General features: G+C 54.5%; 12 protein-coding genes and 7 pseudogenes. 8 read left to right on the top strand and 11 right to left on the bottom strand.

The window, feature by feature from the left end:
- The 4 genes and pseudogenes from JCM13583_RS12460 to JCM13583_RS06215 form a co-directional block, all read right to left on the bottom strand.
- Positions 1 to 918, bottom strand: a complete 918-nt coding sequence (locus JCM13583_RS12460) for a hypothetical protein (protein WP_162509514.1) — start codon at positions 916 to 918, stop codon at positions 1 to 3.
- Positions 915 to 1430 carry a hypothetical protein gene (locus tag JCM13583_RS12455; RefSeq protein ID WP_162509513.1) on the bottom strand — a complete coding sequence of 172 codons (516 nt, stop codon included), beginning with the start codon at positions 1428 to 1430 and terminating at the stop codon, positions 915 to 917. The genes JCM13583_RS12460 and JCM13583_RS12455 overlap by 4 nt, the downstream gene beginning before the upstream one ends.
- Before the next feature lie 9 nt (positions 1431 to 1439).
- A pseudogene (locus JCM13583_RS06220) lies at positions 1440 to 2482 on the bottom strand (DUF1611 domain-containing protein).
- Positions 2467 to 3448 (bottom strand): annotated as a pseudogene (locus JCM13583_RS06215) (pyridoxal-phosphate dependent enzyme). The pseudogenes JCM13583_RS06220 and JCM13583_RS06215 overlap by 16 nt, the downstream one beginning before the upstream one ends.
- A 452-nt stretch (positions 3449 to 3900) precedes the next feature.
- Here JCM13583_RS06215 and JCM13583_RS12450 point away from each other — a divergent pair.
- From JCM13583_RS12450 to JCM13583_RS06205, 3 genes are all read left to right on the top strand, one after another.
- Positions 3901 to 4368, top strand: coding sequence for a hypothetical protein (locus JCM13583_RS12450; RefSeq protein WP_162509512.1), 468 nt, complete (start codon positions 3901 to 3903; stop codon positions 4366 to 4368).
- A gap of 83 nt (positions 4369 to 4451) precedes the next feature.
- On the top strand, positions 4452 to 4742 hold the full coding sequence (locus tag JCM13583_RS12445) for a hypothetical protein (RefSeq protein WP_171823490.1): 291 nt from the start codon (positions 4452 to 4454) through the stop codon (positions 4740 to 4742).
- The gene (locus JCM13583_RS06205) at positions 4732 to 5031 is read left to right on the top strand and encodes a TA0938 family protein (protein ID WP_075057080.1); all 300 of its coding nucleotides are present in this window, start codon (positions 4732 to 4734) and stop codon (positions 5029 to 5031) included. The genes JCM13583_RS12445 and JCM13583_RS06205 overlap by 11 nt, the downstream gene beginning before the upstream one ends.
- Positions 5032 to 5094: 63 nt before the next feature.
- Here the strand turns inward: JCM13583_RS06205 and JCM13583_RS12440 are convergent, their stop codons facing one another.
- From JCM13583_RS12440 to pdxT, 3 genes and pseudogenes are all read right to left on the bottom strand, one after another.
- Positions 5095 to 5565, bottom strand: coding sequence for a hypothetical protein (locus tag JCM13583_RS12440; protein ID WP_171823489.1), 471 nt, complete (start codon positions 5563 to 5565; stop codon positions 5095 to 5097).
- A gap of 104 nt (positions 5566 to 5669) precedes the next feature.
- Positions 5670 to 6113, bottom strand: a complete 444-nt coding sequence (locus tag JCM13583_RS12435) for a hypothetical protein (RefSeq protein WP_162509547.1) — start codon at positions 6111 to 6113, stop codon at positions 5670 to 5672.
- A gap of 55 nt (positions 6114 to 6168) precedes the next feature.
- A pseudogene (pdxT, locus tag JCM13583_RS06195) lies at positions 6169 to 6788 on the bottom strand (pyridoxal 5'-phosphate synthase glutaminase subunit PdxT).
- Between the two features lie 128 nt (positions 6789 to 6916).
- Between pdxT and JCM13583_RS12430 the strand changes: the two are divergent.
- The 5 genes and pseudogenes from JCM13583_RS12430 to JCM13583_RS06180 all read left to right on the top strand — a co-directional run bounded on the left by JCM13583_RS12430 (position 6917) and on the right by JCM13583_RS06180 (position 10733).
- Complete coding sequence (locus JCM13583_RS12430; protein WP_162509509.1) at positions 6917 to 7309, top strand: polyprenyl synthetase family protein; 393 nt, start codon at positions 6917 to 6919, stop codon at positions 7307 to 7309.
- 5 nt (positions 7310 to 7314) lie between these two features.
- Positions 7315 to 7590 carry a hypothetical protein gene (locus JCM13583_RS12425; protein ID WP_162509508.1) on the top strand — a complete coding sequence of 92 codons (276 nt, stop codon included), beginning with the start codon at positions 7315 to 7317 and terminating at the stop codon, positions 7588 to 7590.
- Entirely contained in the window at positions 7575 to 7985 is a 411-nt protein-coding gene (locus JCM13583_RS12420) for a polyprenyl synthetase family protein (RefSeq protein WP_162509507.1), read from the top strand. Before JCM13583_RS12425 ends, JCM13583_RS12420 begins: the two co-directional genes overlap by 16 nt.
- A gap of 63 nt (positions 7986 to 8048) precedes the next feature.
- Positions 8049 to 9726 (top strand): annotated as a pseudogene (locus JCM13583_RS06185) (pyruvate oxidase).
- A gap of 49 nt (positions 9727 to 9775) precedes the next feature.
- A pseudogene (locus JCM13583_RS06180) lies at positions 9776 to 10733 on the top strand (branched-chain amino acid transaminase).
- On the opposite strand, the gene JCM13583_RS06175 reads toward JCM13583_RS06180, so the two are convergent.
- From JCM13583_RS06175 to JCM13583_RS06160, 4 genes and pseudogenes are all read right to left on the bottom strand, one after another.
- Positions 10711 to 11034: a cupin domain-containing protein gene (locus JCM13583_RS06175; RefSeq protein ID WP_075057079.1), complete on the bottom strand. Its 324-nt coding sequence runs from the start codon at positions 11032 to 11034 to the stop codon at positions 10711 to 10713. The pseudogene JCM13583_RS06180 and the gene JCM13583_RS06175 overlap by 23 nt on opposite strands.
- A 124-nt stretch (positions 11035 to 11158) precedes the next feature.
- Positions 11159 to 12654, bottom strand: a pseudogene (locus JCM13583_RS06170) (sodium:solute symporter).
- Positions 12651 to 12868: pseudogene (locus tag JCM13583_RS06165) on the bottom strand (DUF3311 domain-containing protein). The pseudogenes JCM13583_RS06170 and JCM13583_RS06165 overlap by 4 nt, the downstream one beginning before the upstream one ends.
- 354 nt (positions 12869 to 13222) lie before the next feature.
- Positions 13223 to 14146 carry a 2-hydroxyacid dehydrogenase gene (locus JCM13583_RS06160; protein ID WP_075057078.1) on the bottom strand — a complete coding sequence of 308 codons (924 nt, stop codon included), beginning with the start codon at positions 14144 to 14146 and terminating at the stop codon, positions 13223 to 13225.
- Positions 14147 to 14164: the final 18 nt, after the last annotated feature.

Raw genomic sequence — 14164 nt, 5'->3', positions numbered from 1 at the left:
TCAGCTGACCCTCTCCCATGACTGGCCGCTGAGCCTGTAAACGCCGTCTGTATACTGCTTCACTATACGGTAGATGCTTTCCCTGTATGCACTGTCAACATATGAGAATGGCTCTTCCTCACCATCCAGGAGGTGTATGCCGTCCACGTGCGACAGGCCCTCTTCCCTCCTGCCATGGAACACGGAGGACACTGCGTACTCGAGCTCGTCCGGGTCTAGCCTCATCCTTGTGCTCCTTACCCTGCTCTCCAGATCGCCTATGTCCTCATCCCCCCCGTAGCCTATCTCCCTTGGATCGCCTCCTGAGGAGAGTATGAAGAGCATCACGCCGAGGCACTTAGAGCACCTGCCACACGGCACGTAGTCTCCGTTCTCATAGTGGCAGGAGTGGCACGAGCGCTGCAGCCTGTAGAGATCGTGGTACCTGTGTATCAGTATCTTCTCCACCACGGAACCGGATATGGGGTGCAGTGCCGACCAAATGGATACCCCCCCTATGCCCTTTGACCTCAGGTAAGATGTGAACATGTCGTTGAAGAACTTTGTCTGGTCAAATATCTCGTGGAAGTGGCTTATGCCACGGTACGGTTCCATGCCCCTGGGGGGGTCGTCGAACTCGTCACCTATCAGGATTGAGGAGGCCGAGTTCGCCATGACCACTGGGAGGAAGGCCATTATGTATACCGGGAAGGTGAAGAGCTGTATGGGATAGCTGTCAGCCCAGCTGAATGCCACCTTTTCGTCCAGTATCCTGAGCCTGCGGAGGAACCACCAGTAGAACCTGTCCACGTTGGACCATACCCTGTGGACGTCCTGGAAGTTCCTCTGGTAGAACCTGTACGCAGGGAGGGCAGTGCGCCAGTGACCGCCAGACTCGTTGAAGAAGAGCGCGTGCGTCCTAAGGCCTAGCTCCTTCATGATGCCGTAGGTGAGGAGGCTCTCCTTTCCCCCCCTGAGGAGAGCACCGATACTGTGTCCTTCTTTCCGGCGTAATCGAACCTCTCCTCCCTGGTAACATCCGCGACGACCTCCGTCATGCCGTCTGCGTTCTCCTCCGTTATATCGGCATCCCCTGGAAGGAAATCCTTCTTTATGAACTCGTAGCGCCTTATGCAGAGCCTGTTCACGAAGACTTCCCTGTTGTTTATCCTCACCAGGTTGCCGATGGCCTCACGGTCAGAGGGTGATATCGGAGCGTTTACTGTGAGCCTCTTCGTGAAGTAGGTGAAGTTTATGAGTGGCATGGTGAGGATGAGGGGGGCCAGCCTCTCGTCCACCCTCTCGCCCCCTGGATAGTAGAACTCGATGGTGAAGTTATGGCTCTCGCCTGGAGACGAGAGCGTTACCCTGCCCTTCAACCTGTTCCTCTCTATGGCTATGTCCGAGAGGGAGAGGTCGTCAAAGACCTGGAGCCTCTGGGCGTAATACACGCTGCACCACTACGATGTGGACGCTTCGATTTCCTTTGCAACTGAGCTGCACTCGTTCAGTGGGTCGAAGACCGGCAGGCCAAACCTGGCCTCCAGCTTCTCCTTCTCCTCCTCAAGCTGCTCCTTCGTCAGGTTCTCCGAGTTAAGGGATATGGCTATGACTTTCCTGTCAGAGAGGAGCTCCAAGATCCTTATGTACTTTGAGAGGTCAGGTATCGGATAATCGGGGGGGAAGCCATCGAAGAACTTCCTTGCGGGTGCGTGCTGGAGTATGATGCGTCTGGTCTGAGGGCGCCTATGATCTCGAAGCTCCCCGGGTATGCGGGGGGGTGCAGGACAGAACCCTGGCCCTCTATGAACATGAAGTCCGGCTGCTCCGCCTCCCAGGCCCTCAGCGCCGCCCACTCTAGCCCTCCGGGGGGGATGAAGTCGTTGATCATTGAATCTATTACCACCGTGTAGTCGAAGCCCTGCATCCAGGCAGTCTGGCCCGTGCCTATCATCGTGCTCCTCAGGCCGAGGTTCTGGAAAGCGTTGTTCATGAACACGGCCGTCGTCCTCTTACCTATGGCACTGTCCGTGCCCAGGACAGCTATCTTCCTTGACTTCACGTTCCTTATTTCGCCAGAAAATGGCCTCTTGAAGTCCCTGAACATCTTCCTCACATCGGTTATCTTGGAACCTGAGGACCTCGCTATCGCCGCGAACTCAGGGTCATCGCCCACGAACTCGTGCAGGCCACTTACGACGTTGAGTGAGTTCCTGAGGGCATCCCTTATGTAAGACCTGTAATTTTCAGGGATGTAGCCACCGTCCGTGGCCACGCCGACGATGAATGTGTTCACGTTCAGGTCAAGGGCCTCTTCCACCGTGCTCACGACCTTTATGCCCTTGTAGCGGCCCTCAAGTACCTCGCCTGCGTCCTGGCCGTGGAACCTTGAGTCGATGACCGCATTGATCCTGTACCTCTTGCTGAACCTAACCAGCCCGTTTGCGGTCTTCCCGTACGTGCTCGTGAACACGCCTTCAGCCAGCACTACTGCACTGTCCACCTACCACCCCCCCTCCCAGTTATGACCACCACCAGATCCCTCTCCCTCCTGCTTGAACCGAACAGGTTGTATATGGCAGCCAGGAAGATGCGGATGCCGGAAGGACAGGAATCCCCCCCTCAAACCTCTCCATGTACTTCGAGAACCTTATCATGTCCAGGTCGCTCACGTACACAGCCGCGCCCCCCCTTGTACTGTATATGGCATCCAGGGCCTTCTGACCGTCGTAGGAGTGGTATGAGACCAGTGGCTCGTTGATGCCGGTCTCCCTGATCGTGGAGGGGTCGAGGTCCTGCACCGTCCTGAAACCCCCCCTGGACCAGGAATCGACAATAGGATTGCCTCCTGGTGTGCTCGACCCTATGAACCTCGGGATCCTCTCGATCTCACCACGTTTGTAGAGCTGGACAAAGCCGTGGTGTATCCCGGCAAGTGTTGTCCCGTTTCCAACTGGCACAGCAATGCAGTAAGGCGCGTGGCCGAGCTGCTGCACTATCTCGTAAGCTATGTTTGCGTAACCGGCGAAGTCCAGCCATGAGTTCACAGAGCCAGGGTTCGAATCGTACCAACCTCCTGGGCTGAAAGTTCCTTCATTCTTTCCACGAGGTCCTCATACTTGCCAGGCATTCTCAGGACCTGCGACCCCCCCATTCTCTCCATCTCAGGCACCCTGTGTCCAGTGTACGATTCTGGCACCGCGACAACAGAGCCTATCCCTGCCTCCCTGGCAAAATAAGATATTGAGGCGCCATAGTTTCCACAGGAAGCCACAGCAACCGCGTTGTATCCAAGCTCCTTGGCTCTACTCACGTGAAGCCTGGAGATCCTGTCCTTCTGCGTCCCTGTTATGCTTGCACCCTCAAACTTCACAAAAATCCTCTTTAGCCTGAGGGCCTTTTCTAGGTTGAACGCCCTGAAGAAGGGCGTTTTACCTGGTGGTTCCTCTTCTTCGTGTATTTCCTCCATCTCTTTCACTCGGATCTTTTATCCGGCAGGTGTGTCAGTCCATTTTACTATATAAACATTTGTGACTGCTGAACCGTACATCATGCAGTCTGCCGGTGCGGTTATTTCCGCATGTTTTAAATATTTATGACAATTTATTAAATAAAATTCATATTTTGTATAAATATAATATGAGTCAAATCCAGTACACCCGCTGGCTTCATGTGGGTCCTCTCACCCTGGAATCACAGGTATCAGGAAAACGACTCTTCATCTTCATAGGAGGCTGGACCACACACAAAATGAGGTCCCTTCCTGTGGAGATGTGTGGTGCTTCCAGTCCGGTACCAACACGGAGGTGCCCAATGGCATTTCTTCCATCTGGAATACAGATAAATATACTTTGATGATATGTTGCAGTATGATAAGGTGCCCAGCTTGCTTTTCCCCCATCCGGAGAGGATCTCAGTGATGTGGCCAGGCACTTGTATGCAATGCTTGAGAGGAGTGACCCTGTGCATGTCATGTGGGTCAACAGGGAATTAGGGAAGGAGAGGGTCGGTGTTGGGGGGGATTTCACTGAGAGGGTGTTCAGGCTGTTCGAAGTTGGTGGCGATATCAGGGACTGGATCCTCAGGAGGTTTGTGCATATGTTCCTCTCAGAGAGCCCACACCCATTCATACTCGCGATGCAGAGGCCGGAGCCGTGGGTACTGAAGGGCTATGCTGTGGAACACCACCACTTCCTGAGGCAGTGGGTCGTTTCCTGCGCTAACATAATATCGAGGTGTGAGAGGGATGATGTGAGGATGTACGAGGTGGACAACATATACACCGAGTACCACGGCAGCAGGGAGAGCCCGGCCCACCACGAGCTCCTCATAAAGATGGGTATATCCTATGGGCTTAAGAGGGAGGAGATAGTAGCTCCAGGCCACTGAGGGCGACTAAGGTTGCGATTGGGGAATGGGACAGGATCACGAGGGTCAGCAGCTGGAACGCATCCATGGCAGCAGTGCACGGCATGGAACTCCTGGCTAACAGAGAGATGGTGAAGTACGGCGCCAGGTACAGTTATTTCGATCCCGCAATACTGAGTGACGGGAGCATAACAGAGGACGCCAGGAAATTCCTGATGGAAGGTTACAGTGCGGATATAGGCCATTCAATGGAGGCACTCAAACTGATACAGGATGGTGTGGAGGAGATGGACAACGGGATGGAGGTGATGATAGCGTTTACGTATTCCATGGGCCACCTCTACGAGTACCTGAACGCGAGGCTTGAGAGGGGGGGGAGGATGTATGGAAACTAACAACAAGAATGGTTGCCAGCTGTGCGACGCGACGTGGGGGGGAGAGTACTGGAGGGAGATAGAAGGGCAGAACATGTACTTCTGCTGCAACCTGTGTGCAGATGCATTTGAGAATATAGTTAATGAGGTGAAAAGGCGCACAGGATGGAGTACAATAGAGTATCTGGAACTCCACGGGAACTACATTAAGGGGGGGAGAGAATGTGTAGCACGTAACATGGGCCAGATCTTCAGATTCTACGTCCGTACCTACTCCGACGGAAGGTTGATGGAGTTCATAGAGAGGTAGGGGGGGGAGAGGGAGGGGGGGTGTATTTCCTATGGAACAATTTTTGGACGGGATACCCTTGCCTCAGCCATCTTCCCCCCTGACATCTATAGTCACACGGGTGCCAGGCTTTGACAACTCCCTCTTTATAAACCCGAGGGCGATTCCCTTTCCAAGGATTGGAGATATTGAGCCGCTGGTCACAATTCCAACCTCGGCGCCATCGTGGTAAACCTTCTGCCCGTCCCTCGGTATCTCCCTCCCCCCCTCGCAGACGAAGCCCCTGAAGATCTCTGTATCCGCAGACTTCCTCTTCATCAGTGCGTCCTTTCCAATGAAATCACCATCGTTGTTGACTATGAATGATATGGAACATTCATATGGGTCCCTGTTGTCGTCAAAGTCGGTACCAGACAGGAGCATCCCCTTTTCCATCCTCAGCGTGTTCCTTGCCCCTAGGCCACACGGCCTGCCACCAACTTCCCTCACGGCATCAAGGAGGCTTCTCCAGACAGTAACAGCGTCATCACTGTGCCCCCAGTACTTCCACTCCACGCTCCCCCCCTGTGTACCCTGTACCTGAAATGATGAGATCCCTCTCGCCTGTGAGCGGGTTCACGTGCCGTCGAAGGGGGGGACAGATGAGAAAGTGAATGGCTTCACTTGGGGGGGAGAGAGATCTCCTTCAGTACATGCTCTGATTCAGGACCTTGTAATGCAATACAAAATACATTTTCAGAAAAGTTATATATATTTACGTTAAATTTATAAGAGGTTTGAGTTAAATGGTTTCTTATCTTTTCTGTGGTTGCGGCATTAGGTACGAAGAATACCTTTTCTTCATTCATCCTGTAAACTATTGTATCATCTATCATTGTACCTCTCTCTGAGAGGAATGCAGAGTATGCAGCTTCACCGTCCTTCATTGAGGAGACCTTTGTCGGCAGAATGTAGTCCATGAACCTGAGGGCATCACTGCCTTCAACAACTATGTCTCCCATATGCGACACATCAAATATGCCAGCATGTGTCCTCACTGCCATGTGTTCCTCTATTATACTTGTGTACTGTAGTGGCATTTCCCATCCATGGAAATCTGTCATTTTTGCATTAAGTCTCTTGTGTTCACCGTTCAGTGGTGTCACCTTCACTCCCCCCTCACCTCCATGCGTTCCAGTGGAAATATACCCCCCCCTCCCCCCCCTCTATCATATTTAAGAATTTCTCATGGACCCTCGTATCCCCCCCCGTCAGCTCCGGGTGAAAGGTCATCCCCCCCCAAGACATTCTTCTGGAGCACCATTACAGGCCTTCCGCCTTCACTCGCAAGCACCTTCGCAGACCCGGCGTCCTCGATGATGGGTGCCCTTATGAACACGCCCATGAAATTTCCTATGGAATCTATCTCTATCTCCCTTATGAAGGAGTCCACCTGCCTCCCGTATGCATTCCTTCTCGTCTTCACGTCAAGTAGGCCCATGCCCCCTCACCCTCTCATCAAACGTCTCCTTCGATATCAATATGAGGCCAGCGCATGTTCCCATGACAGGCGTGCCAGATTCAGCCATCTCAACTATCCTCCTATACATTCCACTCTCCACCGTGAGCCTGTATATGGTGGTGCTCTCCCCCCCTCCAGGTATGATGATGCCGTTGCAGCCATCCAGGTCAGAGAGCCGCCTTGCCCTGACCGCAACCACATCCCTCCTCCTCAGGGACCTGAGGGTCTGGATGTGCTCCTCAACGTCTCCCTGGTAACCGACAACGCAGACCTTCATCCGGGAGGCAATGGCTAATACCCCCCCTATAATCCATTTCATGTGGCCAGTGAGGTGCGGTACGATTCAGGACTTTCTCTAACTGACATTAGTGTCCCATCAAGTTAAAGTATCTGTAGCGATGGCATGTGAGGTCGCATGTCATACGAGAGAGACCTTGCAGAGATGAAGGGCCAGATCGACAGATCACTGTCAGAGTTCTTCCAGGAGAAGCTTTCCAGTGTGCACGACGCCCTCACCGCAAGGGTCGTGGGAATGATAAGGGACTTCACCCTCAACGGGGGGGAAAAAGGCTGAGGCCGATAATATCAATACTTGGGCACAACATATTCGAGCATGAGGACGGGAGGATGCTGAAGGCGTCCCTGGCCCTTGAGCTGGCACAGAGCTATCTGCTCATCCATGACGATATAATGGACGAGAGCGACATGAGGAGGGGGGGGAGGCCCACAGTCCACGTTGAGGCAGGTAACATATATGCCAGCAACCCGAGGAGGCAGAAGCTGGGGGGGAAAACATAGGCATAGTGGCCGGTGACCTAGCGGAGTGCTACGCCCATGAGGTACTGATGGGAAGCGGGTTCCCGCCGGAGAGGCTTGTGAGGGCAGGTGCCGAGCTCTCCTCCATCATAGAGACCACCGGCTATGGCCAGGTGCTCGACATACACTCCTCACACATGGAGGAGTTCTGCCAGTCAGACCTGATGCGCCTGCACCTCTGGAAGACATCCAGGTACACTGTTCAAGGCCCCCCCTTTCTTTCGGTTCACTCCTGGCTGGCAGGGACATGGACAGGAACCTGAGCTACTACGGTTACCTGGCCGGCGTAGCTTTCCAGCTGCACGACGACATACTTGGCCTCTTCGGCAACCAGGAGGTCACCGGCAAGCCTGTCAGGAGCGATGTGGTTGAGGGGGGGAAGAAGACACTGCTGATCCTCAAGGCCATGGAGATGTCCGGCGAGAGTGAGAGAAAATTCATACAGTCAGTGCTGGGCAACCCTGGCGTGACAGACGATGACCTCATGAGGCTGAGGGACATAGTCGTTGATAGCGGGTCCTACCAGTACTCCCTCGACATGATGGAGAGGCTGGTGTCCAGGGCCAAAGAATACCTGTCAAGGGTGCCTGGGGGGGACGAGAGTGCAAAGGACTTCCTCTCGTGGCTGGCCGACTTCATGGTCAGGCGCTCCAGGTGAGACCTTCACCGTTGACCGGCGCACGACTGTAAACGTTTAATTAAGATATGGAGATATGAATTTATGGCAGAGACCGTCGCTGAAGTCATAGTGAGGACCCTGTACTCATTGGGTGTGAGGAGGTTCTACGGCATCCCCCCCGGCGATTCCCTGAACCCTCTGATGGACGCCCTGAGGCGCAACAGGGAGATGCAGTTCGTCCAGGTGAGGCACGAGGAGGGTGCCGCCATAGAGGCCTCTTTCGAAGCAAAGTACACTGGCAGGCCAGCCGTCTGCATAGGTACCTCGGGGGGGCCAGGCTCCATCCACCTCCTCAATGGCCTGTACGATGCCAAAATGGACCACGCCCCAGTCATAGCATTCACAGGTCAGATTGAGACCGATCTCCTCGGCACCGATTACTTCCAGGAGGTCAGGACAGTCAAGCTCTTCGATGACGTCTCTGTCTTCAACACCGAAATTGTGGATCCGGAGAATGTCCAGAAGATAGTTGTGAGGGCCTACAGGGAGGCCCTGTACCACAGGGGGGGAGTATCCCACATTAGCCTGCCCGTGAACGTGCTGAGGGAGCAGGCCAGGGAAGAGAAGGTGTACATGTCGCCTTACCTTCCAGAGGTACACTACAGCGCAGACTTCTCCGCAGCGGTTGAGATGATCGACAGGTCAGAAAAGCCGGTGATATTCATAGGCCGCGGCGCATCCGGCCAGACACAGGCTATAATGGATCTGTCGGAGAGGATAGGCGCTCCCGTGATATACGCGGTTAACGGGAAGGGCATAGTGGATGACAGCGACCCGCGCGTCATGGGTTCACTCGGCCTCCTGGGCACAAGGCCCTCAGTGGAGGCCATGAAGAGGTGCGACCTCATGATACTCCTGGGCACATCCTTCCCATATGTCTCATTCTATCCAGATGGTGTGGACTCCATACAGGTGGACACCGATCCGTCGAATATAGGCAAGAGGGTTGTGCCGAAGGTGAGCTACGTTGCAAGCGTTGAGGACTTCCTCGGCATCAGGAATAAGGTAAGGGAGAAGAAGGACAAGTTCTACAGGGAGCTACAGGACTCGAAGAGGGACTGGATCTCCTACCTTGAGAAGATGGAGGGCGACGGTTCTAAGCCCATCAGGCCAGAGAGGCTTGCGGCCACGGTGAACAGGTATGCCCCCAGGGATGCTGTGGTGGTCGTGGACACCGGGAACGTAACTGTATGGTCGGTTCGCAACATGAGGACTCCGCCAGGCAGGACATTCTTCTTCTCTGCATGGCTGGGGGGGAGCATGGGCGTAGGCATACCCGGATCGATAGGGATATCCTTCGCCACCGACAGGCCCATCGTTGCCATGATCGGCGACGGCTCCTTCGCCATGACCATGATGGAGCTGATAACGGCCAAGAAGTATGAGAGGCCTGTGAAGCTTGTGGTGTTCAACAACTCAAAGCTCGGCATGATAAAGTTCGAGGAACAGGTAATGGGGGGGTACCCTGAGTTCGGTGTAGATCTCTACAACCCAGACTTCTCGCAGGTGGCCAGGGCAGTGGGCATAGAGTCCAGGAGGGTGGAGGAGCCAGGCGACCTAGATGGGGGCCGTGAAGGACATGTTCGCATCCAGGGGGGGCCCGTTCGTGCTCGATGTCATTGTCGATCCGGACGAGAGGCCTATGCCGCCAAAGCTGACATTCGCCCAGGTGAAGGGCTACATAACATCCATACTCCGCGAGAAGCTGGAGCCAGAGTGACGTTATCTATCAGGACACTTTTATTAATGATACAGGCATGTTTTCATCCATGTCCCAGTACGATTCGCTGAAAGTATGGCTGGACGGAAAGATGGTGGGATACAGTGAGGCCACCGTCCCCATACTCACTCACTCCATGCAGTACGGCAGCGGCATATTTGAGGGCATCAGGGCATACCCACTCCCAGACGGCTCTGCCGGCATATTCAGGCTCAGCGACCACATGGAGAGGTTCGTGAACACCGCCAGGATCTACGGCATGAACCTCAGGTACACCAAGGAGGAGCTTGAGGATGCCGTAATGGAGGTTGTGGCTGCGAACGGCCTCTCATCTTGCTATATAAGGCCCTTCGCCTTCTACAACGACGACAGGATCGGCCTCTCAGTCAAGGACAAGAAGGTCAGCGTCTACATCGCAGCGGTTCCACTGGGCAACTACTTCTCAGACAAGAACTCAGGCATAAGGTGCAGGACATCTTCCTGGCACCGCATCTCTTCCTCTGTCCTCCCTGTACAGGCAAAGGCGAGCGGTAACTACCTCAACTCTATAATAGCCAACTCCGAGGCAAGGAGGAGTGGCTTTGACGAGGCCATACTCACCTCCCCCCCGGAAGGATACCTGGCGGAGGGCCCAGGTGAGAACATATTCCTCGTGAAAAAGGGCAAGGTACTCACGCCAGGTGACGAATCCGACATACTGATAGGGATAACCAGGGACACCGTAATGACCATTGCAAGGGACCTGGGATACGAGGTAGTGGCGAGGCAGATCCACAGGGAGGAACTATACATAGCGGACGAAGCCTTCTTCTGCGGCACTGCTGCAGAGATCACCCCCGATAGTGGAGGTGGACGGCATACGCATAGGCCAGGGCAGGCCCGGTAACGTCACATCCAGGATAACAGAGGCCCTCTACAGGGCCGTGAGGGGGGGCGATACAGTGCACAGGGAGTGGATAACAAGCGTCTCCATTGCAGAAAAGGTCAGCGGGTCTCAGAGATCGTGAGGAGCACCTTGGCAGCGCCTCCTTTGCTGGAGAGCATGTGCCTGGTGTTCTCCTCAACGACCTCCGTCTCTCCCTCCCTGAGGAGCTTTCCCTCTCCGTCTATAACGGCATAAATGCTGCCTTCCAGCACGGTTATGACCTCCCTCTTCCCCACGTGCCTGTGCATGGGGGGGTAGTGGCCATCCCCCCCGGAGAACCTCAGCATCTTCACAGTGACCCTCTCGCTCCTGAAGATTATCGCCTGGTCTATGCCAAGCTGCCCATCGCTCACCGGTTCGTACACAACGGAGCCCTGCTCCATCTCAGGATCATATCTAAATAATTCAATCATATATAAGAATAGTGAAATGTGTAATTCCTGAATGTCAAGTCTATGGTTAATAATATTAAGAATAAAATGAGTGTTAAAAATAGAGTTGTCTCAATCACTCCTGTGGAACCAGTTCCCTGTTGTCTATGTTGCCCTGTGGCTTTGCCTGCCCCCCCATGGCGAACGCTATTGCCTGGCCCAGGCCCACAACACCAAGGTTGACAACCAGCGCAAATATGCCTATGTATATATCACCCAGCGGCCCGTAGAGGGACGTCACGAGGTGCACCTGGAAGAGCATGACAACAGTCAGCACCATGCCGGCTGCCCAACCCAAGCCCACCGCATACTTGTTGAGCTTGTCAGTGAAGAGCGCCATGTATACTGCAGGGAGTGTCTGGAGTATGAAAGCGCCGCCCATAGTCTGCAGGTATATTATGTCTCCGCTGGCTGCAGGAACCAGTGAGAACGCGAGCGCTGCCACTATGACGACAAACACCAATATCCTGGACAGGAAGGCCTGCCTCTGCTGTGGCGCCCCCTTGTTTATGTACTCCAGGTACAGGTTCCTGGTGAGCAGGTTGGCAGATGCCAGTGCCATTATCGATGCAGGCACTATGCTGCCCACAACCACCGCTGCGAACACGAAGGAGGTGAACGCTGGCGGGAACACCTTCAGCACGAGGTCTGGGAAGGCAAGGCTGCTTATGCTTTTCGGGTACAGAGATCCTCTCTCCACCACAGCGGCTATGCCAAGGATTGCCACAAGGAGCAGGAGGACGTTGTAAAGCGGCAGTAAGGATGCGTTTCTCTTTATGGTTTTGACGTCCTTTGAACCCAGGGTACCAGCACGCCGTGCGGGTACAGGAAGAGGGCCAGGGCTGAACCAAGGGCGAGCGTCACGTACCCGAGTTCAAGCGAAGCTGAGCTTCACAGTGGCAAGGCTTATGGATGCTGCCTTGGAGAACATTGCGTGGAAACCGCCCAGCGTGATGGGCACGTATATGACCACAACCAGGACAGACGCCCAGACAATGGCGTCCTTTATTATTGCGGTCAGCGCCGGGCCCCCTCAGGCCGCTGATGAAGGTGAAGCCTGCCACAAGTATGAACGCAATGATCAGTGCAGCGGTAACAGGTATGGAAAGCGCGCTGAGCACATACTTTATCCCAACTATCTGGAGCGCTATGTACGGGAGTTCAGCCACTACCCCGGTGAGCGCAATGAGGAGGGCCAGCAGCCTGCTGTTGAACCTGTCCTTGACGAAGTCGGCAGCAGTGATGTAGCCCCCTCTTCTTCGATATGGTCCAGAGCCTGGGCATCGTTCCATAGACTATAGGGTATATCATTATGCCGTAGGTGATGGCGAACATACCCAGAGTACCGCTGCTAGCCGTGAGGCCAGGAACCGCGACCAGTGTATAGGCTGTGTATAGATCGCCACCGAGCAGGAACCAGACAACCACAGTACCGAACCTTCTCCCACCTAGGCCCCCCCACTCGTCCATGCTGTTCATTGGGGCCCTTCTCCAAAGGTAGGCAAGGTAGCCTGCTATGAGCACCAGTACAACGATCACGAAGAATATGGCCTGATCCAATATGGTAATCAACTGGCAGCACCCCCCCCGTTCTCCTTAGCGTTCCTCTCAGCTAGGTACACGGCGAATGTCAGCAGTGCGGCTATGAAGATCCAGAGCAGCTGGTACCAGTAAAAAATGGCCAGCCTCCCAGTTCAGGGTTAACTCTGTTGTATATGCCGATCCCCAGCACCATGAAGAAGTAGGGGGGGATGGCAAGTATCACCGTTTTCAGTATAGGGTTCATCAGAGAAATTATGTGCTCTGTAGTATATAAATTTTCATGGTGTATAAATTTTCAGGGTGATTAGATTATACTTTACTGTATCAGGGGGGGAAGGATGGGACTGAAAATTCCACCAGCAACCCAGACCTCATAAATTATATCTGATCGTATGAGAAGATGTTTTTTCAGCGCAAGTATGCGGTCACGTGCCCTACAACAGGCATATGCAACCAACCCAGGGCCCAGCCCAGGTCGCATCTCATGCCACACAGCCAGGGCTGCGCAGTGGCCCCCTGTCTTGAAGCTGTACATGGCATCCTGCACCCCAAGGGAGAATTTAGCCCCCCCGGAGACGCCACATGGAGCAAGGCAGCCTCAGACGTAGTCCTCTCTCCTCACAACGTTCCTGGGGGCATTGCCCTGCATGAAGTCCCTGACGTTCTCGCACGCCCTCAGTATCGCCAGGCGGAAGACATCGCTCACAGTGTCGTCCCCCCCGCCCGCCGACGGGTTCGGGCCCCCCCCAGCGACGTGTGGTGTCAGCACGGCGTTGTCAGGGATCGGCACCTCTATCCTGGGCTCGTTCCACCAGACATCGCTGAGGTAATACTTCTCCCTATTCCTCTCAAGGAAAGAGAGCATTGAATCCCGGTCAACCACGTCAGCCCTGGCTATATTCACTATGATGGTGCCCCTGAAGGCACCAAGGACAGCACCGCCTATGCACCCCCCCCTGGTCTCCTTGGTCAGGGGGGGCAGGCATATGACCATTATGTCGCTCTGCCTGGCTGCATCCTCTATCGAGTCCACCTGGAGGTCGCAGTTCTTGTCCTCTATCTTCCTCCTGGAATACCCTATGACCTTCATGCCCAGGGCCTTGGCCACCCTTGCCACCTGGGCGCCTATGCCACCGTACCCTATCACAGAGATGGTCTTGCCATAAAGGAAGCCCACCGGCTCCTGCCTGAACTCACCGGCGTGCGTCCTGCTGTTGAAGTAGCACACCTTCCTGGTGATGTGGAATATGAGCGCAAATACCTGTTCGGCCACGGATTCGGAGTAGGCACCGGCGTTGCTGCACACAAGCACATTCTCCGGTATCCTCGTGAAGTCGATGTGGTTCACGCCTGCGTATACGCACTGTAACATCTTCGTGTTCCTGCCCAGTACGAATTCACGCCCGAATATCTGTACCTCTGCCTCGGGGTCAGGGCCCATCACCAGGCCATCCCCCCCCACGATCCTGCGGCACTCCTCGAAGGTATTCCTGTCAACCCTGATGTTGAGGGAGACCTTCATCTTCAGTCCTCTGGGAAC

The sequence above is a fragment of the Thermogymnomonas acidicola JCM 13583 genome (assembly GCF_001316105.1).
Taxonomy (GTDB): domain Archaea; phylum Thermoplasmatota; class Thermoplasmata; order Thermoplasmatales; family Thermoplasmataceae; genus Thermogymnomonas; species Thermogymnomonas acidicola.
This window is presented reverse-complemented; position numbering and strand designations above follow the sequence as displayed.